At 64.8% G+C, this 18537-nt stretch carries 16 protein-coding genes; 12 read left to right on the top strand and 4 right to left on the bottom strand.

The window, feature by feature from the left end; translation table 11 throughout:
- Window positions 1-33 precede the first annotated feature (33 nt).
- The 9 genes from A5766_RS06075 to A5766_RS06035 all read left to right on the top strand — a co-directional run bounded on the left by A5766_RS06075 (window position 34) and on the right by A5766_RS06035 (window position 10076).
- A complete protein-coding gene (locus A5766_RS06075) occupies window positions 34-1209 on the top strand; it encodes an ABC transporter substrate-binding protein (RefSeq protein ID WP_005207184.1) in 1176 nt (391 codons plus the stop codon).
- The gene (locus A5766_RS06070; protein WP_005207187.1) at window positions 1209-2540 is read left to right on the top strand and encodes an FAD-binding oxidoreductase; all 1332 of its coding nucleotides are present in this window, start codon (window positions 1209-1211) and stop codon (window positions 2538-2540) included. Before A5766_RS06075 ends, A5766_RS06070 begins: the two co-directional genes overlap by 1 nt.
- Complete coding sequence (locus A5766_RS06065) at window positions 2537-3310, top strand: creatininase family protein (RefSeq protein ID WP_005207188.1); 774 nt, start codon at window positions 2537-2539, stop codon at window positions 3308-3310. The genes A5766_RS06070 and A5766_RS06065 overlap by 4 nt, the downstream gene beginning before the upstream one ends.
- A 116-nt stretch (window positions 3311-3426) precedes the next feature.
- A complete protein-coding gene (locus A5766_RS06060) occupies window positions 3427-3924 on the top strand; it encodes a pyridoxamine 5'-phosphate oxidase family protein (RefSeq protein ID WP_231894565.1) in 498 nt (165 codons plus the stop codon).
- Window positions 3921-5303: an amidohydrolase family protein gene (locus tag A5766_RS06055; protein WP_005207190.1), complete on the top strand. Its 1383-nt coding sequence runs from the start codon at window positions 3921-3923 to the stop codon at window positions 5301-5303. The genes A5766_RS06060 and A5766_RS06055 overlap by 4 nt, the downstream gene beginning before the upstream one ends.
- Window positions 5300-5806: a cupin domain-containing protein gene (locus tag A5766_RS06050; protein ID WP_005207191.1), complete on the top strand. Its 507-nt coding sequence runs from the start codon at window positions 5300-5302 to the stop codon at window positions 5804-5806. The genes A5766_RS06055 and A5766_RS06050 overlap by 4 nt, the downstream gene beginning before the upstream one ends.
- Window positions 5807-5902: 96 nt before the next feature.
- The gene (locus tag A5766_RS06045; RefSeq protein ID WP_064903844.1) at window positions 5903-6880 is read left to right on the top strand and encodes a 4-(cytidine 5'-diphospho)-2-C-methyl-D-erythritol kinase; all 978 of its coding nucleotides are present in this window, start codon (window positions 5903-5905) and stop codon (window positions 6878-6880) included.
- Window positions 6881-6956: 76 nt separating this feature from the next.
- Window positions 6957-8114 (top strand): lipase family protein, encoded by a 1158-nt coding sequence (locus tag A5766_RS06040; RefSeq protein ID WP_005207193.1) that lies wholly within the window; start codon window positions 6957-6959, stop codon window positions 8112-8114.
- 72 nt (window positions 8115-8186) lie between these two features.
- Window positions 8187-10076 carry an ABC-F family ATP-binding cassette domain-containing protein gene (locus A5766_RS06035; protein ID WP_064903842.1) on the top strand — a complete coding sequence of 630 codons (1890 nt, stop codon included), beginning with the start codon at window positions 8187-8189 and terminating at the stop codon, window positions 10074-10076.
- A 30-nt stretch (window positions 10077-10106) separates the two neighbouring features.
- Here A5766_RS06035 and A5766_RS06030 read toward each other — a convergent pair whose 3' ends face one another.
- The gene (locus tag A5766_RS06030; protein ID WP_005207195.1) at window positions 10107-10958 is read right to left on the bottom strand and encodes an SGNH/GDSL hydrolase family protein; all 852 of its coding nucleotides are present in this window, start codon (window positions 10956-10958) and stop codon (window positions 10107-10109) included.
- A gap of 175 nt (window positions 10959-11133) precedes the next feature.
- Here A5766_RS06030 and A5766_RS06025 point away from each other — a divergent pair, with 175 nt between their 5' ends.
- Complete coding sequence (locus A5766_RS06025) at window positions 11134-13422, top strand: carbon starvation CstA family protein (protein WP_064903840.1); 2289 nt, start codon at window positions 11134-11136, stop codon at window positions 13420-13422.
- Between the two features lie 11 nt (window positions 13423-13433).
- The gene (locus A5766_RS06020) at window positions 13434-13628 is read left to right on the top strand and encodes a YbdD/YjiX family protein (RefSeq protein ID WP_005207197.1); all 195 of its coding nucleotides are present in this window, start codon (window positions 13434-13436) and stop codon (window positions 13626-13628) included.
- A 398-nt stretch (window positions 13629-14026) separates the two neighbouring features.
- On the opposite strand, the gene A5766_RS06015 is transcribed toward A5766_RS06020, so the two are convergent.
- Both A5766_RS06015 and A5766_RS06010 read right to left on the bottom strand, forming a co-directional pair.
- A complete protein-coding gene (locus A5766_RS06015; RefSeq protein WP_064903838.1) occupies window positions 14027-14791 on the bottom strand; it encodes an alpha/beta fold hydrolase in 765 nt (254 codons plus the stop codon).
- 74 nt (window positions 14792-14865) lie between these two features.
- Complete coding sequence (locus A5766_RS06010; protein WP_064903859.1) at window positions 14866-16407, bottom strand: ABC-F family ATP-binding cassette domain-containing protein; 1542 nt, start codon at window positions 16405-16407, stop codon at window positions 14866-14868.
- A gap of 248 nt (window positions 16408-16655) precedes the next feature.
- Here A5766_RS06010 and A5766_RS06005 point away from each other — a divergent pair, with 248 nt between their 5' ends.
- Window positions 16656-17657, top strand: coding sequence for an enoyl-CoA hydratase/isomerase family protein (locus tag A5766_RS06005; protein ID WP_064903835.1), 1002 nt, complete (start codon window positions 16656-16658; stop codon window positions 17655-17657).
- Between the two features lie 5 nt (window positions 17658-17662).
- Here A5766_RS06005 and A5766_RS06000 read toward each other — a convergent pair whose 3' ends face one another.
- A complete protein-coding gene (locus A5766_RS06000; protein ID WP_231894563.1) occupies window positions 17663-18520 on the bottom strand; it encodes a hypothetical protein in 858 nt (285 codons plus the stop codon).
- Window positions 18521-18537 lie beyond the last annotated feature (17 nt).

The raw sequence follows: 18537 nt of genomic DNA, 5'->3' as shown, positions 1-18537 counted from the left end.
TCGAGTGTCGCTCGTTCACACGATGAGGAAAACATGAAAATCAATTCTGCAGGCTTTCGTACCCTCTTCGCCGCCTCTGCGGCAGCGGCAGTCGTCGTGGCGGCTGCCGGATGTGGGGGATCGTCGAATACCGGAGGATCCGGTTACACCGGCTCGATCGGACCGGTCAATCTCAGTGTCGATTGTCCCAAGACCGTTGTGGTGCAGACCGATTGGTATCCGGAAGCCGAGCATGGCCACCTGTATCAATTGCTGGGGCCGAATCCGAAGATCGATGCATCGGCCAAGAAGGTCGTCGGTCCGCTGTTCGACCGCGGGCAGTACACCGGCGTCGACCTCGAGATCCGCGCGGGCGGACCTGCGATCGGCAATCAGTCGGTGACCGCACAGATGTACTCGGACGATTCGATCACGCTCGGGTACGTCGACACCGACCAGGCGGTTCAAATGTCCAAGAACAAGCCGATCACGGCCGTGATGGCACCGCTCGACGTCTCACCGCAGATGATCATGTGGGACCCGGCGACGTATCCACAGGTAAAAGGGATTGCTGACCTCAAGAATGTCGACGCGACCGTCTTGTACTTCGAGGGCACCACATGGATGAGCTATTTGACAGGCGCAGGCATCCTGAACACGCAGCAGGTTGACGCGAGTTACGACGGCACTCCTGCCAACTTCGTCGCAGCAGGCGGCAAGAAGGCGCAGCAGGGTTATGCGAGTGCCGAGCCCCAGATCTACGAGGAGGAAGTGGACGGCTGGAAGAAGCCGGTGAAGTACCAGCTGCTCAACGATGTCGGTTTCCCCACCTACAAGTCAGCTTTGTCGGTGCGTTCGGGTGACCTGGAGAAGCAGTCGGCGTGTCTCAAGAAGCTGGTGCCGGTGATGCAGCGTGGGGTCGCCGACTACGCGAAATCGCCCGAGACCGCGAACAAAGTCATCCTCGACGCGGTGAAGGAGTACAACACCGGCTGGACGTACTCAGAGCGCAACGCGGAGTACGCGGACCAGACGATGTCGCAACTCAAGCTGGTTGGGAACGGCACCAACAACGCGACCGTCGGTGACTTCGATGAAACCCGGGTCCAGCGCATCATCGACATCACCACGCCCATCTATGCCAAGCAGAAGACACCGGTAGCCGATGGTCTGACACCCGACAAGGTTGCGACCAACCAGTTCATCGATCCTTCGGTGGGGATGAACTGATGTCGGCACCGGTGTTCGGTTCCCATCGGCAGGACGGGAGGCCCGAATTCGGGCCGGATGACGTCGAAGCATTGGCCGACGACCTTCTCTCGATACTCGGCCCTCGCGGTGTCAGCTCGTTGCCGCGTGCAATCACACGCGCGTCCCGCGACGGATCCGGGATGAGTCCGATCCTGTCCGCGCAGGATCTCGGCCGGCCGGATCTCGTCTGCTTTCCACGAAATCCCGAGGTCGTCCCGCAGATCGTCAGTGCTGCTGTGCGTCGCGGTGTGCCGCTGACCACGAGGGGAAAGGGAACAGGTAATTACGGCCAGGTTGTCCCACGCTTCGGTGGGTTGGTCATGGACATGACATCGCTCACGGCCATCCACGACATCGACGAGCGGTGCATCACGGCCCAGGCTGGCTCACGCATGATTACCCTCGAGCAACACGCGTGGGACAACGGCTCACAGCTGTGGATGTACCCCTCGACGGTCCAGTCGACCCTCGGCGGGTTTCTTGCGGGCGGTTCGGCGGGTACCGGGACGATCGTGCACGGCCGTAATCACCAGGGATTCGTCGACGCCCTCGACGTCGTGTACGCCACCGAGGACGCAGAGTTGGTACACCTCGAAGGCGACGACGCGCAGCCATTGGTCCACACCTACGGTGTTGCCGGTGTGATCGTCGGGGCCCGAGTTCGCGTCGAGCCGCTCCAGCAGTGGCGCAGTGTGTACACGAGTTTCGCAGACCACCATGACGCGTTCGCAGTGGCGTTGGACGCCGCGTCGCTCGACCCCGCACCACGTCTACTCTCCGCCGATCGCGCTGAGGTTGTCGATTCGTTGCCGGCTGATCCTGCGCTCGTGCGAGGCCGCGCAAGCGTGAGGGGGATCGTCGATGTCGCGTGCGTAGACGATCTGTGTGACCGAGTCGTGTCCGCGGGAGGTCGCGTCGAGGCGGTGCGAGAGGGAATTGCGCAGACCGTGAAGCTCTCGACGCTCTCGTACAACCACCCGACCTGGTGGCTTCAGAAAGCGCAGCCGGACAAGTACTTTCACATGGAATGTCGCGGCGATGCACTGGTCGAGAGGCTCGACGAGGTAGAGGCCGTCTATGACGGCGGAATGGTCCACCTCGAAATGGGACACGAAATGATGTTCGGCATGCTCAACGGGATCTACCACAGCCCTGAACAGATCATGGAGGGTGTCGACAAATTGGAAGCACTGGGTGTCAACGTCCATTCGCCGCACCAATGGTACGTGGATCTCGATGCTGATCGGGTGAAAGCTGTTGCGGCGCGCACTGATCCGAAGGGGTTGCTGAATCCGGGGAGGTGGATGTGAGCACCGCAACGAGGCGATACGCGGACCTGACCACTGCGGAGGTAGCCGACGCACTCGGTCGTGACTCCGTCCTGGTGCTGCCGACAGGGGCTATCGAACCGCACGGCCCGCACCTGCCGTTGTCGACGGACCTGATCATGGCTGAGTCGATCGCCGCCGAGGTCGTCGACCGTGGCGCGGCCGCAGGGCATGACGTGTGGTTGCTGCCTGCGTTGGCGTACACAAAGTCCGATGAGCACGCGCGACTTCCCGGGACACTATGGCTGCGTGCGTCGACTCTTCTGGAAACTCTCATCGATCTGGGATCGGCCATGTCCTCGACACCGGCGAGACGTCTGCTGGTGATCAATGCCCACGGTGGTAACTCCGCACTGATCGAGGTGGCAGCACGCGAGTTACGTCGACGATTCGACTTGCAGACGTTCTTTTCATCTGGACCTGCGACGCCAGGCCCTACCGAACGCGGACTCGGTATTCACGCGGGATGGGCTGAGACCTCGATGATGCTGCATGTCCGACCTGATCTCGTACACATGGACCGTGCGGTGGCCGCAGTCGCGGACAAGGTTGCCGACTACGAGCACGTCGGTTTTACGAAGTCCATCAAATTCGGTTGGCTCTCAACCGATTTCGATGAGTCCGGAGTCGTCGGTGATCCCACCGGCGCTGACGCTCTGACGGGAGCCGACTTGTTCGAGCGACGCGTGAGTGACCTGGTGTCGGGGTTGGGTGACGTCGCGGTCTTCGATCCGGGACGGGTACGCGCATGATCACCAGCAGTGCGGATTTCGGCGTCGACTGTGAGCCCGATGAGGAACGCAGTGTCGACCCTCTCACTTTGCTCGGGAGATGGACGAGGTCAGGTGGAGAAGGCGCTCCGCCGCTGATGTCGCTGGCGACGAATGGTGTCGACGGTTATCCGCGTGTGCGTCACGTGTTGTTGTCCGAAAGTGACGACACCGCAGTGTATTTCCACACGGATTCTCGCTCAGACAAGGCCGAGCAGATCGCACGTTCGCCCCGAGCGGCGTGCGCGCTGGTGTGGCCGACCGAGGGGAAGCAGGTGGTGATGTATGGCGATGTGCGACCGGTCGATCCCACAGAGGCCGCCGACGCCTACGCCAGACGTACGCGCTACCTTCAAATCTTGGCATGGTGCAACGACGTCGAGATGGCGCATCGTCGGCAAGGAGATCGCCGCGATGCGTGGGCCCGTTTTGACACCCAACACGACCAGCTCGACCCTCCGCCGACGTGGGCCGGCTATATGTTGACGCCCTGCGAGATTACGTTCTGGCGTGGCGACCCTGTCGGCCCATCGCGACGAATTCGCTTCGTCCGCAAGACTGGCGATGAGTGGGAGACCGAGGTGTTACCGGGATGAGTTCGACTGTGTTCCACAATGCGACGGTTCTCCCCGTCGACGGCGAACGCGACTGGTTCCACGGTTGGATTTCGGTGTCCGATGGTCGAATCACGGCGCTCGGCGATGGGACGCCGCCAACCGGCGCTGACGCCTATCGCGACTTGCACAACTGTTTTCTCGCACCGGGTTTTGTCTCAGCGCACAGTCACATCTACACCGGAGCGATGCGCGGGGTCGCCGCGACAAGTCCGCTCTACGAGTGGGTCAGCACGAACAGTCTGATGCTTTCGCATGCGCAACCGGATGACATGTACTGGCTATCGCTCGCGGGTGCATCAGATCACCTGGCAGCGGGCATCACCTCGGTTTACAACTTCACGCAGTCGAGGGTCGTGTCGCTCTTCGACTACGGCTCTTCGACTCTGCGTGCAGAGCAGATCAACGAGCCGGAGTTCGTGACACGACAGGTCGACGGTGTGATGCACTCCGGAATCCGGTCGGTGACGAGCGTCCGTCTCGATGACGAACAATTGCCCCTCGGAGACGCGGTTGCCGGATTCGACGCAGTGATGGCCCACCTGTCGACGATCGACGCGTCGTCGAATCTCGGCGGCTCGGTCTATGGTTCCGTGCAGTGGTCGTCGTCGCCTGCCACAGCCGAACGCGAGCGCGAGTTGATGACACGGCACGAGATCACAAACCAGGCGCACTTCGTGGAAACCGCCGAGCAACTCGGGATTCAGCAGGCGAAGTTCGACTGGTACGACGCGGCGGGTTGTCTCGGTGAGGATTTCGCGTTCGGCCACTTTGTGCATCCGACGGAACAGATGGTGCAGCGGGTCTGTGAATCGGGGACAGCTGTTGTGTGGCAACCGATGTCGAACGGAAGACTGGGCTCGGGCATAGCCGACGTTCCGAGGCTGCTCGATCGTGGAGTGCGCGTGGGGATGGGTGTCGATGATCAGTCGTGCACCGACATCTCCGACCCCTTCGAGAACATGCGTACGGGACTCTACCTGCAGCGTGCCAAGCACTCCGATCCTCAGATCCTCTCGCCCGCAACCGTTCTGTGGGCGCACACACGAGGAGCTGCCGACGCTGTGGGCATTGCCGACAAGGTGGGTTCGCTCCAAGTGGGAAAGTATGCCGATTTCGTCGTCGTCGACCCGCTGACGCCTCACCTGGGCCCGATCTGGGACCCGATCGCGACGTATGTCTTGGCGTGCGGACAGAGAAACATTGCGTCAGTCCACGTCGGCGGCGACGCCGTCTGGGAGCGCGGCCGCCGGGATGCGCTGCGTGAGGAAGCCGACGCCGAAGCGACTCGACGCATGATCCGATGCGCCGCCGCGGTCGGCATACATCCCGCACTGGCATACCCGGAAGTCGTCCGATGACCAAGGACATACCGCCACCGGTGTCTGCGCACGTCGACGACGTAGTCGGGTACCGCATCAGTCCAGACGACACCGTGGTGCTCGTCGTATTGTCAGGTCCGCGGACGTCCGGCTCGCAGACAACGGTGTGTTTCGAGGTGTGGGAGCCCGGCGGCTCACAGCCGGACAACTCTCACCCGTCGTCAACAGAGACCTTCGTGGTGTTGCAGGGTGAAGGGCTGGCGCACAGCGATTCTCATGACGTTGCACTACGAGCCGGCTCGGTCATCGTGCTGCCGCCGGGTTCGGTGCATCGGATCGAGAACACGTCGGCGACCGAGCGTCTCTACACGCTGACAGTGATGGAGAACGACGACGGCTTCGAAAATCTGATTCTCTCGGGGACACCCACGGGGCTGAGCGCAGAAGATCGAGGCGTCCTCGCGAGACGCACCTCACCCGCTGCTGACTGCAGCTTTGCACGCAGTGGCTCGGCGGCCTCGTCGAGAGAATGCCTGCTGTGAGCCTGCTCCGATCTGGATGAGCGCGACGTTGGTGAAGCCAGCTCCCCACCTCACCCGGACCCTCACCCGGACCACAGTCCATTACGCTGGAACATTGTGTCTCCTACGTCGCTGTCGGTCGTGTCCGACGCCGTGCGTGTCCGGGTGCCTGCAAAGGTCAACCTGCACCTCGGCGTCGGTCCGTTGCGTGCCGACGACTACCACGATCTCGTGACAGTATTTCAGGCGCTCTCGATCTACGACGACGTCGCCGTCGCCCCCGCCACAACGCTGAGCGTGTCAGTGACCAGGGACAACGGCAGGGGGTCCGGCTCGCGCGACGTCTCCGACATCCCGGTCGACAACACCAACCTGGCTGCACGGGCGGCCATCGCTCTCGGTGAGTACGTCGGCAGGGAGCCTGCGGTCTCGATCGACATCGTCAAGCGCATTCCGGTCGCGGGCGGCATGGCGGGTGGCAGCGCCGACGCCGCGGCGACGCTCGTCGCATTGGCGGCTCTCTGGAAGCTCGACATCGACCGCTCCGAACTCGCCGAGATCGCCGCGGGCCTCGGCAGCGACGTCCCGTTCTCGTTGCGCGGCGGCACGGCACTCGGCACCGGTCGCGGCGAGCAACTCGTGCCCGTCCTCGCGCGCGGGGAACTGCACTGGGTGTTGGCCCTCGCACGCGACGGACTGTCTACGCCGGCGGTCTACCGCGAGCTGGACCGGTTGCGGGACAACGGTTCTCACGAGGTCCCAGAAGGCGACGTCGACCCGGAGACCGCGCACCCCGATGCTCTGATCTCTGCGCTGGCCTCCGGCGACGCCCACGCCGTCGCATCACACCTGCACAACGACCTACAGCGTGCCGCACTGAGCTTGCAGCCGACGCTGCGTCGAACTCTGCGTGCGGGTGTCGACGCCGGGGCGCTCGCCGGAATCGTCTCCGGTTCCGGACCCACGTGCGCGTTCCTGTGCGCCGACGAGGTGTCGGCGGTCAACGTCGCAGCAGAACTGTCGGGAGCGGGCGTCGCCCGCGCGGTTCGCACGGCGAGCGGCCCCGTCCCCGGCGCACGCGTGACCGATGAGTGACGGCGTGCCGATAAGCGATGGCGTGCCGATGAGTAACGCCCAACCAGCCGATCGTCGACGCCGCTACCCTGTGCGAATGCAACAGGGGAGACGTGGTCTGGCGCGGGGCGTCTGCGCTGCTCTCTCCGTGGTCGTTTCGGCTTCGCTGAGCGTCGCGCTGGCGCCGGCGGCCAGCGCCGACGACCGCGTGCCCGGTGGGACGATCATCAGCCGCGAGCGTGTGCCTGCAGCGCAACTCCCGCCTGGAGCCGCCGCGGCTGAACGCGTCGAATACGTCACCCGCGACCAGTCCGGACACAGTGCGCCATCGTCGGGGATCTACTGGATTCCGCAGGGCACACCGCCGCCCGGCGGGTGGAAGATCGTCTCCTGGGCTCACGGCACCACTGGAATCGGCGACGCCTGCGCGCCGTCGAAGACCAAGACGGGGTCGGGAGTCGACGCCGCTGTCATCGCCGCGCTGAAGGCGGGATATGCGGTCACGGCAACCGACTACGCGGGACTCGGCACGGCCGAGCAGACGGAGTACCTCGGTGGTCGGGCCGCCGCGCACTCCGTGCTCGACATGCTGCGTGCGGCACGTTGGGAAGAGTCTCGGCTGAGCAACGACTGGGTGTCGATGGGCCATTCTCAGGGCGGACACGCCGCGCTCTGGGCCGGGCACATGGCCGCCAGCTATGCCCCTGAGCTGCGGCTACACGAGGTTGTCGCAGCCGCGCCCGCGTCGGGTATCGAGTCGGTGTTCAGTGCGTTCACACCCAACGTGCCGAGTCTTGGCAAGGGAAACATCGTCGGCGGGCTGTTGCTCTTCATCCTCGCGGGCCTCGACCACGCGCGCCCCGAACTCAACGTGCGCGATCACCTGACCGTCACGGGTGAGAAGTATCTCGAACTCGCGCACGAGAAATGCTCCGGCGACTTCTCCGACGCGATGCGCACGGTGTCGCCGGGATCGCTCGTTGCGCGCGCCTTCACCGACAAGGCATTCACCGACGCCCTCGCGGACTACACGTCGGTGCCGTCGAACGACTGGCATGTGCCGATCCGGATCGATCACGGCCTGTTCGATCCTGTTGTGCCCTACGTACTCTCGGCCTCACTGGTGCGTCGGCTGCGCTCAGCGGGCGCCGACGTCTCGTTCGTCACCCACCCGCGCGCCGATCACACGAGCGTCGTCGACCAGTCCCTCGACGACGAAATGCGCACAATCGGGCAGGCGTTCAGCAACGATTAGCCCGCGTGGCCTGCCACGTGACCAGACACGGCCACGACCACCGCTCACCGGGCGCATTGGTAGCCTCGACCGGTGTCACCTGCCAACCCAACCGCGCTGATCAACGCCGACCGCATCAGTAAGAGCTATGGGATCAAACCGCTGCTCGACGAGGTGAGCCTCGGCGTGCACGAGGGTCAGCGCATCGGCGTCGTCGGGCTCAATGGCGGCGGCAAGACCACGCTCCTCGAGATCCTCGGCGGCGTCACCGAACCCGACGCCGGGCGCATCTCGCAGACCGGTGGCATCCACGTCGCAGTCGTCACGCAGCGAGGTGAACTACCCGTAGGTGCAACAGTTTCCGACGTCGTCGTCGGCGACGACACAGAAGTCCACGAGTGGGCAGGCGACGCACGAGTGCGCGGCATCCTCGCGGGCATCGGTATCGACGGTCTTCTCGATCGACGCGTCGATGAACTCTCCGGCGGGCAGCGACGTCGGGTCGCACTGGCGGCCGCGCTGGTCACAGACTCCGACGTCCTGATCCTCGACGAGCCGACCAACCACCTCGACGTCGAAGGCGTGCAGTGGCTTGCCGAGCATCTCGTTTCTCGACGCGGCGCGCTTGTCGTCGTCACCCACGACCGTTGGTTCCTCGACACCGTCGCCACCCGCACCTGGGAGGTGCACGACGGTCAGGTCGACGAGTACGAGGGCGGCTACAACGACTGGATTTTCGCGCGCGCCGAGCGGGCCCGACAGGCCGACGCCGCGGAGGAACGTCGACAGAATCTCGCGCGCAAAGAGCTGGCGTGGCTGCGGCGCGGACCGCAGGCCCGGACCTCCAAACCCCGCTATCGGGTCGAGGCTGCCGAAAAGCTGATCGCCGACGTACCGCCGCCGCGAGATTCGGTGGCGCTCTCGGCATTTGCGCGACGCAGACTGGGCCGCGTCGTGATCGAACTCGAAGACGCGCACATCAACACACCGCCGAGCGACGACGGCACTCCCGGGCGGGTCCTGCTCGACGATTTCACGTGGCGCCTCGCGCCGGGCGAACGCGTCGGTCTCGTCGGCGTCAACGGTTCGGGCAAGACCACGTTGCTTCGCGCGTTGGCCGGTGAGGTCGACGTCGAGCCCGGGCGTCGGGTCGAAGGCCTGACCGTCAGTATCGGTTGGCTCAAACAGGAACTCGACGACCTCGACCCCGACCAGCGGGTGCTCGACGCGGTGGAGTCGGTGGCAACGCGAATCACGCTGGGCGACAAAGAGATCTCGGCCAGCCAACTCGCCGAACGACTCGGCTTCTCGCCAGCACGCCAGCGCACGCCGGTCGGTGATCTCTCCGGCGGTGAGCGGCGTCGACTGCAGTTGACCCGCATCCTGATGGGCGAACCCAATGTGCTGCTGCTCGACGAGCCGACCAACGATCTCGACATCGACACCCTGCAGCAACTCGAGGACCTCCTCGACAACTGGGCCGGAACCATGGTCGTGATCAGTCACGACCGCTACCTCATCGAGCGTATCGCCGACACCACCTGGGCTCTGTTCGGCGACGGCAAGCTCACCAATCTTCCCGGCGGCATCGAACAATATCTCCAGCGGCGCAAGGAGATTGCGGCCAGCAGCACCGGCGACAATCGTTCTGCTGTGCTGTCCGGCGTGGCGGACAAGACGACAGGGGACAAGTCGGCAGGGGGCAAGTCAGAAGGGGAGACACCGGCAGGCGAGAAGTCGTCGGCGCCGGTTGCGCCCGCCCTGAGCGCGTCGCAGCACCGCGAGGCACGCAAGGCGATGAATCGACTCGAGCGTCGGATCGCGCAGTTGGACGAGCGAGAATCCAAGCTGCACGTCGAATTGGCCGATGCGGCAAGCGATCCCGAGCGTCTCGTGACGCTCGGCGCGGAGCTGCGCGGCGTCGTCGACGAGAAGGAGACAGCCGAGATGGAGTGGCTCGAAGTCGCCGAGCAGCTCGAATAGGGTTGTGAGAGTGGGTTTTTGCCGGAGTGATCAGCGTCGGATCGCGCCGTTGACAAGCGCCGCGACACCGATCGATCCCGACTTGTTCAGGTGATAGGGATACGCGATGCGATTACTCAGACTCGACTCGTACCACGACGTGAGGCCGCACGGATCATGGCCTGCCGACGCACGATTGACGTCGACGAACTGTCCGTCGACCTTTGCGGTGGCACGTGCGAGAGCACGGTTGGCCCGGTCGAAGACCCCATGAAGCCACCGCACGTCTGGGTCGCTGATCGGTACGAGCGGCCAGCATCCGTGGGAACCCATGAAACCGCCGATACCCACGACGATGATCTGCGCGTGCGGGGCCTTTCTGCGGATGGCTGCGAGCGCCGGAGTGACCGCGTTCTCCATGACAGCGATGCGGTTGACGGCGAGCTGCGCCAGGCCGCGGTTCGAGCGGCAGTGCCTGTCGCCGAACGGCGAAGTGCCGCAGGGTCCGACGATGCGTCCCCACGCCATGTCGTTTCCGCCGATGCTCACGGTGACGACCTGCGCGTCCGACGGAACCGACCACACCTGGGGCGGCTTGTACCCGCCGCTGGTTTGCTGGCCGACCCGATAGAGATGCTCGGCGAGTGCGCCCGAGCACGAAACGTCGATGAAGCGTCGCGGCAGAGTCAGCGCCGCAACGACTGTCGGATAGTTCAGCGCCGACCGTTTGCACCCCTCGAAGTAGCCGGGCGTCGGAGTGAAGAAGCTGCCCGAGGCGCGTGAATCGCCCAGCGCCACGTACGGCCCGCCCGAGTAGCGCACCGGTGTGCTGCCGGGATCCGCGCCGGCCCGCGAGGACGTGAATCCGCCGCTGGCCAGCAGGGTCGCAGTGCACAGCACCACGAGCGCGATCGTGACGATCGGTCGTCGTAGAAACCGCCTCAGATCAAGTTCACTCTGTTGCACAGAATGAACTTTAGGTTGTCTTGCGCACATTTTGCGTACGCGATGTGAATCACATAACCGTGAGTAGAGTGAGCCGCGGCATGTGCGAGCTTCCGAGGAAGGGCAGTGAGCGATGACAACCGTGTCAGAATCGTCGACGTCGACGCGTGACGAGTTTCCCGACGTCGAGTTTGTGACCACAGATCCCGACCGCCCGCCGGTGGCCGTGATCGACCGGAGTCCGATGACGCCGGGGAAGAAGGCGATTTTCGCAGTCATCGGCCTGCTCGGCGCCGTTGCCTGGGTGATCATTGCCTTCGTCCGAGGCGAATCGGTGAACGCGGTGTGGTTCGTCATCGCGGCGCTGTGCACCTACGTCGTCGCGTATCGCTTCTACGCTCGGCTCATCGAGATGAAGGTCGTGAAGCCACGCGACGACATCGCGACTCCTGCCGAGGAGTACGACAACGCTCGCGACTACATGCCGACCGACCGTCGGGTGTTGTTCGGTCACCACTTCGCGGCGATCGCCGGTGCGGGACCACTCGTCGGGCCGGTGTTGGCCGCGCAGATGGGCTACCTGCCGGGCACGATCTGGATCATCATCGGCGCGGTGGTCGCCGGATGTGTGCAGGACTACCTCGTCCTCGCGATCTCGACTCGACGTCGAGGACGCAGCCTCGGCCAGATGGCCCGCGACGAGCTCGGGTCCGTCGGCGGCACGGCCGCGATCGTGGCCGTGCTCGTCATCATGGTCATTCTGATCGCGGTGCTCGCGCTCGTGGTCGTCAACGCACTGGCCGAGAGTCCGTGGGGTGTCTTCTCGATCGCGATGACCATCCCGATCGCGCTCTTCATGGGTGTCTACCTGCGATATCTGCGGCCGGTCCGGATCAGCGAGGTGTCGGTGATCGGCGTCGTGCTGCTGCTGTTGGCCATCGTCGCCGGCGGGTACGTCGCCGAGACGTCGTGGGGGCAGGACTGGTTCAGCCTCTCGCCGGTGGTGCTCAGCTGGGCGATCATCATCTACGGCATCGCAGCGGCCGTCCTGCCGGTCTGGTTGTTGCTCGCTCCGCGCGACTACCTGTCGACGTTCATGAAGGTCGGCACCATCGCGCTGCTGGCCATCGGAATCCTGGTGGTACAGCCGGTTATGAAAGCCCCCGCGGTCAGTGAGTTCGCGTGGAACGGAAACGGCCCGGCATTCGCCGGTGCCCTGTTCCCGTTCCTGTTCATCACGATCGCCTGCGGCGCGCTGTCGGGCTTCCACTCGCTGATCGCGTCGGGCACCACTCCCAAGTTGCTGGCCAAGGAGGGACAGGCCCGGATCATCGGCTACGGCGGCATGCTCACCGAGTCCTTCGTCGCGATCATGGCGCTGATCACTGCATGCATCCTCGATCAGCACCTCTACTTCGGCATGAACGCACCGAAGGCGCTGACTCAGGGTACCAATCAGGGGGCCGCCGACTACGTCAACAGCCTCGGTCTCAGCGGAAAGCCGGTCGACGCACAGTATTTCGCCGACGCCGCGCAGAGTGTCGAGGAGAAGTCGATCGTCTCCAAGACAGGCGGTGCACCGACCCTCGCGATGGGAATGTCGGAGACGCTGCAGCGTGGGTTCGGCGGAGAATCATTGCGCGCCTTCTGGTATCACTTCGCGATCATGTTCGAGGCCCTGTTCATCCTCACCACGGTCGACGCCGGTACCCGCGTGGCGCGCTTCATGCTGTCCGACGGTATCGGCAACCTGCCGGGCGCTCGTCGTTTCAAAGATCCGTCGTGGCGCCCGGGAGCGTGGGCGTGCACCCTGATCGTCTGTGCCGCATGGGGTTCCATCCTGCTGATGGGTGTCACCGATCCACTCGGCGGTATCAACACGTTGTTCCCGCTGTTCGGCATCGCCAACCAGCTGCTCGCCGCGATCGCGCTGACTGTCGTCACGGTGGTCTTGATCAAGCGGCGGCAGTGGAAGTGGGCGTGGATACCCGGTGTGCCGTTGGCATGGGACCTCATCGTCACCATGTCGGCGTCGTGGCAGAAGATCTTCTCGTCGAATCCGGCCATCGGCTACTGGGCGCAGCACCGCGCATTCGTGAACGCCAAGGACGACGGTCTGACCACCTTCAAGACAGCCAAGAGCATCTCGGAGATCGATGCGGTCATCCGCAACACGTTCATCCAGGGAACCCTGTCGATCATCTTCGCCGTGCTCGTGTTGATCGTCGTCGCGGCGGGTCTCTGGGTCGCCATCAAGGCTGTGCGCGCGGGCGGACTGCCCACCACCGAGGAGAAACCCGTTCCGTCGAAGATCTTTGGACCGCGCGGACTGTTCCCAACACGCGCCGAGAAGGCGGTGCAGCGCGAATGGGATGAATACAATGCCGCGCACGGGATTTCAGCTCGGAGTAGCGGACACTAGAAGGCGATGACATGAAGACCGGCCTCACCCACGCCCTGACCTCGGTGCGCTGGTACGTGCAGAGCGTCATGGGTGATCGAGACTACGACCGCTACCTCGCACACCACGCATCGGAACACGGCGCGTCGGCCCCACTGTCCGAGCGCGAGTACTGGCGCCAACGCTTCGCCGACCAGGACCGCAACCCGCAGGGCCGCTGCTGCTAGGGCGGGTGGTGCGCCGATTGAGCCAACCTCCGCTGATCGAGCGCTCCTACCGCTGATCGAGCCAACCTCTGCTGATCGAGCCTGTCGAGATCACCCCGCCGCTGATCGAGCCGAGCCCGCCGCTGATCGAGCGCCCCCACCGCTGATCGAGCCTGTCGAGATCACCTCGATCAGCGACCGCGGCCGAGATGGGGAGCCGCGCCTCGCAAATGTGTGTCTAATCGAAGGATGTGGGTGCTGCAGCACCCACATCCTTCGATACGACACATATCTAGGCCCGGGCGACGTCGGTTGGTGGGTGATCTCGACAAGCTCGATCAGCGGCGGGGGCTCGATCAGCGGTGCGGGCTTGGTCGGTGGGTGATCTCGACAGGCTCGATCAGCGAGTGTGGGCTCGATCAGCGAGTCGACGCCCGATCCGCGGAGTCGACCGTGTCCGCGAAGTCGTCGATGAGAGCGGCGGTGTAGTCCGGCTGGATCAGCGGGAACAGGTGCATGGCCCGCGGGACGACGACGAGCCGTCCGTCGGCCGCGGTCTCGACGAACCTCTTCTCGTGCATCCGGAACTGGTCCCACGCGCCGTTCGCGAACAGCGTCGGTCCCGGGTAAGCGGCGACGGCGGCGAGCGCGTCGAAGTGGAGCACCGCGTCGACGACGTCGCGGATCGAATGGAGCGCGAGGCCGCCGGCCTCCATGTCGTCGGACACCTCGCGGCCGACGGCGATGCGCGTCAGAACCCTGCTGATCTGGGCAGCCTCGGACGGAAGGACGCTGGTCGCCGCGCCGAAGAGGCGAAACGGTGTGGCGAGCAGTCCACTTGGCTGCGCGGTCGCGCACAGCACGCCGAGTCCCGCGACGCGATCGGGGTGTGCCGCGGCCGTCGCCATCGCGACGTAGCCGCCCATCGACATACCGACGACCACCGCAGAGCCGCCGACCGAGTCGATCGCGTCGACCACCGCGGCGACGGCGCCGTCCAATGTGAACGTCTCGTCGGCGCGTGAGCCGTGGCCCGGCATATCGGGGCAGACCACGTCACGGTCGGCGAGCGAGCCGGCCACGCGTCGAAAGGTCTGTCCGCTCACGCGCAATCCGTGCACCAGGACTATCGGTGTGCGCGACGTGGTGTGGGGAGAATCGGTGGCAACGCTGTGGGTGCTCATCGAAAGTCAGTATCCACGGAGAGTTGCGTGGGATCCACAGGTACAAAAATGCCCCCGTGGATCCCACGCAACTTTCACCCGGGCGTGACCTCGCGGTCGATTCCCACCTCTTCGCGGAAACCCGCGTCGTGCGAGACGAGCAGCAGCGCGCCCGACCAGTCGCGCAGCGCCGTGGCCAACTCCTCGACGGTGTCGATGTCGAGGTTGTTGGTCGGCTCGTCCATGATGAGGAGCTTGGGCTCGGGGTCGACGAGTAGCGCATCCGCCAGTGCGACGCGAAGTCGTTCGCCGCCAGAAAGCTCGCCGAGACGTCGATCGGCTCGTGAGCCGCGGAACAGGAATCGTGCGAGATGCGCTCGCACATCCTGACCGTCGACCTCCGGGTGCCGCTTACCGACGAATTCGACGACGGTCTGCGACGGACCGTCGAACGTGATCTGTTGCGGCACATACGCATAAGGGACGACGATGCGACCATCGTCGATGAGGTCGGCGATCAGGCTGGTCTTGCCGGAACCGTTGCGTCCGGTGAGTGCCACGCGTTCGGGGCCGTCCATCCGTAGCCGTTCGTCGACGATCACCTGAGCCGAACTGCCCAGTGCCACATCCGGCATGGTGATCCGTGCGCCGCGGTCGGAGCGTACGTCGTCGCGGACCGACTCGAGCCGTCCGGCGGCGGCGGTCACGTCGTCGCGGTGCTCGTTGCGGAAGCGTCCGGCAGACTTCTCGGCGGCGTCACGCCGGAGATGCGCGATGATCTTGGGGACACGCTTCTCCCGTTCGGCCTTGGCCGCGGTCCGCGCACGTCGGTCGAGGGTGATCTGCGCGTTCACCATCTCCCGACGCTGCTTGCGAAGATCGTTGGCGGCGTTGGCAACTGCGGCCTGCGCTGTGGTCTGTTCCGCATCGACCACCTCGCGATGGAACGAGTACGGGCCACCGAACACCCGCACGTCGCCGTGATACAGCTCGAGCGTGGTATCGACGCGTTCGAGGAGCTCGAGATCGTGGGAAACGACGAGGACGGTGCCCGCGAATCTGTCGATCAGCTCGAAAACCCTGTCGCGAGAATCGGTGTCGAGATTGTTGGTGGGCTCGTCGAGCAGCAGTACCGCCGGTCGGTGCACGATCCGCGAGACGATCGCGAGCAGCGTCGCCTCGCCACCGGACAGTGTTCCGACCGATCTGTCGAGGTCGGTGGGCAGCCCCAGCGTCGCCAGCTCGGAGGCCGCACGCGCTTCGATATCCCAGTCGTCACCCACGACATCGAAGTGCGTTGCGTCGACCGAGCCGGCCTCGATGGCGCTGATCGCGGCCCTGATCGGCTCGATCCCCAACGCCGACGCGATGGTCAGCGACGTATCGGAGAAGGCGTGCTGGGGAACGAGCGCGACGTCGCCGATGGTGGTGATGCTTCCCGATGCCGGTACGAGATGGCCCGCGATCAGGCGTAGCAGCGTCGTCTTGCCTGCGCCGTTGGCGCCGATCAGCGAATACACGGCGCGGGGAACGGAGAACGAGAGTTCGTCGAATACCGATGTCCCGTCGGGCCACCTGTACGAAACGTCAGACAGTGTGATGGACGGTGCGAGATCGACGGACGACGGTGTGGACATGAACAACTCCGAGAGATTGGTGGGTGCGTACGGCGTCGGATCGACGCGGTCGCGCTGAATGCCAATCTCAGATGTTCATGTCTGTCAGATCACCCCTGTGCTCTTCGAAGAATGGTGCCGCACGTCGTGCGAACCCCATCCACCATAACTCTGCCGACGGACCTCGTGTCAACCGTGTTTGTGGAGTCGGCACAGGTGCGCTCGCCCGCCGATGAGTCCGTGTTCGACGACGCGCTACCGTGAAACCCATGTCCTTCATCCGAACTCAGGTCGCGGGCGGTGTCGGTGAGATCATTCTCGACCGCCCCAAGGCACTCAATGCGCTCGATCAGACGATGATCGACGACATGCACGACGTCCTCGGGCGTTGGGGCGACGACGATTCGATCGAGACGGTGCTGGTGACCTCCGCGAGCGATCGCGCCTTCTGCGCAGGCGGCGACATCCGGGCGATCCGCGAGCACGCCGTCGCGGGTGAGTACGACGAGATCCGAAACTACTTCGCCGCGGAGTATCGACTCGATCAGATGATCGCGCACTATCCCAAGGCGTATGTCGCGCTGATCGACGGAGTCGCGATGGGTGGCGGACTCGGAATCAGCGTGCACGGCGAGGTCCGTGTCGTCACCGAGAACTCGTTGATGGCCATGCCCGAGACCGCAATCGGATTCTTCCCCGACGTCGGCGCAACCTACTTTCTTCCGCGCCTGCAGCGTGGTGTGGGAATGTGGTTGGGGCTCACCGGTTCACGCGTGCGCGGTGCCGACGCCGTCCACCTCGGGCTCGCCACGCACTTCGTGCCCGCGGCCGAGCTGGACTCCGTCGCCGACGCGCTGCGCGCCGGGGAGTCGCTCGTCGACATCCTCGGTGGCAGAAGCGAATTGCCCGCCTCCGACATTCCGATCGCCACGATTGGCGAGTACTTCGGCGACGACAACGTCGCCGCGATCCTCGGTGGGTTACGCGGCGCAGCAGGCGATGACTGGGCCGCGGAGATGGTCGAACTCCTCGAAGGTGCGTCGCCGACGAGCCTGTGGGTGACCGCAGCGCTTCTCGACGTGGGCCGCGATTCGACGCTCGACGAGTGCTTCGACCGCGAATTGCACGCGGCGACAACGATCACGAAGACCAACGACTTCTCCGAGGGCGTGCGAGCAATGCTCGTCGACAAGGATCGCAGCCCGTCCTTCGAGCCGTCGACCGTCGACGCTGTCGATCATTCTGTGGTCGCCTCGATTGTCGAGGACTGAGCCGGTCACGGCTGCAGGTCGAACCATCCGGTGAGACTTGTCGGGCGCTCGGGCTGCGCACCTGGCGTCGGTGCACCCGGCGCCGGTGCGGCGGCGGGCGCCGCGCTGTCGTCGTCGACCGGCACGTCGTCATTCGGGTCGAGCGGATTCTGTTCGGCGACAATCGTTTCGGGGCAGTCGAACGACCCGGCTGCCCGCTTCGACGACATCGCGGTCAGCGTCAGTTTGCACGTCGTCGACGACCTGTACGTGCCCTTCTCCGACAGTCCGACGGTGGCGGTGATCGGCGTGTTCAGCGGGCCAACGGGCGGACGCGGACCATCGGTCGGCGGTAGGTGTTCGCCGGTCAGTGCGCCGACGGGGAATTCGATCTGCGCGCCGTCGGTGCCGTCGCCCTTGAACACGAACAGCAGGGAATCGGGTGGGACGTCGGGTGTCGGTTCGCCCCAACGGGCGAACTCGTAACATGCTGGGGCAGAGGACATCTGCTGCGCAGTCGGACTGGCCGGCGCAACCACCTGCCCGTCCGCCCCCACCTGTCCAGCCGCGCCTACCTGCCCGCCGACGCCGACCTGGGCTGGCGATGCCGTCAACGGTCGCGGCGAGATCAGAATGTGTCCGCGCGTGAATCTCAGGTCATAACCCTGTCGGTCGATCGATCCCGAGGGGGCCTTCTCCGCGCAGCGCGCCGGGTCCTGCTGAGCCGAGGTGGTCGGTGTTGCCGACGACGACTGCGCCGCGCGCGTCACCGACGTCGAGTCGGCGCATGCCGCCATGGTCGATGTGCCTGCCGCCGCAATCGCCAGCAGTGCCGTGAGGCGCACGGTTCGGCCGGACAGCCCAGTGGTCGTTCGTCCGATCACGTCTTGTCAGCCCGCCC

The organism is Gordonia sp. 852002-51296_SCH5728562-b, from assembly GCF_001665475.1.
GTDB classification, from domain to species: Bacteria; Actinomycetota; Actinomycetes; order Mycobacteriales; family Mycobacteriaceae; genus Gordonia; species Gordonia sputi.
Note: the sequence above shows the minus strand (reverse complement) of the source record. Positions and strands in the feature narration are given on the sequence as shown.

Coding starts and splice junctions, on each gene's coding strand:
- A5766_RS06050 (WP_005207191.1), top strand. CDS start 5,300: ATGACCAAGGACATACCGCCACCGGTGTCTGCGCACGTCGACGACGTA.
- A5766_RS06025 (WP_064903840.1), top strand. CDS start 11,134: ATGACAACCGTGTCAGAATCGTCGACGTCGACGCGTGACGAGTTTCCC.
- A5766_RS06040 (WP_005207193.1), top strand. CDS start 6,957: ATGCAACAGGGGAGACGTGGTCTGGCGCGGGGCGTCTGCGCTGCTCTC.
- A5766_RS06055 (WP_005207190.1), top strand. CDS start 3,921: ATGAGTTCGACTGTGTTCCACAATGCGACGGTTCTCCCCGTCGACGGC.
- A5766_RS06060 (WP_231894565.1), top strand. CDS start 3,427: ATGTCGCTGGCGACGAATGGTGTCGACGGTTATCCGCGTGTGCGTCAC.
- A5766_RS06005 (WP_064903835.1), top strand. CDS start 16,656: ATGTCCTTCATCCGAACTCAGGTCGCGGGCGGTGTCGGTGAGATCATT.
- A5766_RS06015 (WP_064903838.1), bottom strand. CDS start 14,791: ATGAGCACCCACAGCGTTGCCACCGATTCTCCCCACACCACGTCGCGC.
- A5766_RS06020 (WP_005207197.1), top strand. CDS start 13,434: ATGAAGACCGGCCTCACCCACGCCCTGACCTCGGTGCGCTGGTACGTG.
- A5766_RS06075 (WP_005207184.1), top strand. CDS start 34: ATGAAAATCAATTCTGCAGGCTTTCGTACCCTCTTCGCCGCCTCTGCG.
- A5766_RS06070 (WP_005207187.1), top strand. CDS start 1,209: ATGTCGGCACCGGTGTTCGGTTCCCATCGGCAGGACGGGAGGCCCGAA.
- A5766_RS06010 (WP_064903859.1), bottom strand. CDS start 16,407: ATGTCCACACCGTCGTCCGTCGATCTCGCACCGTCCATCACACTGTCT.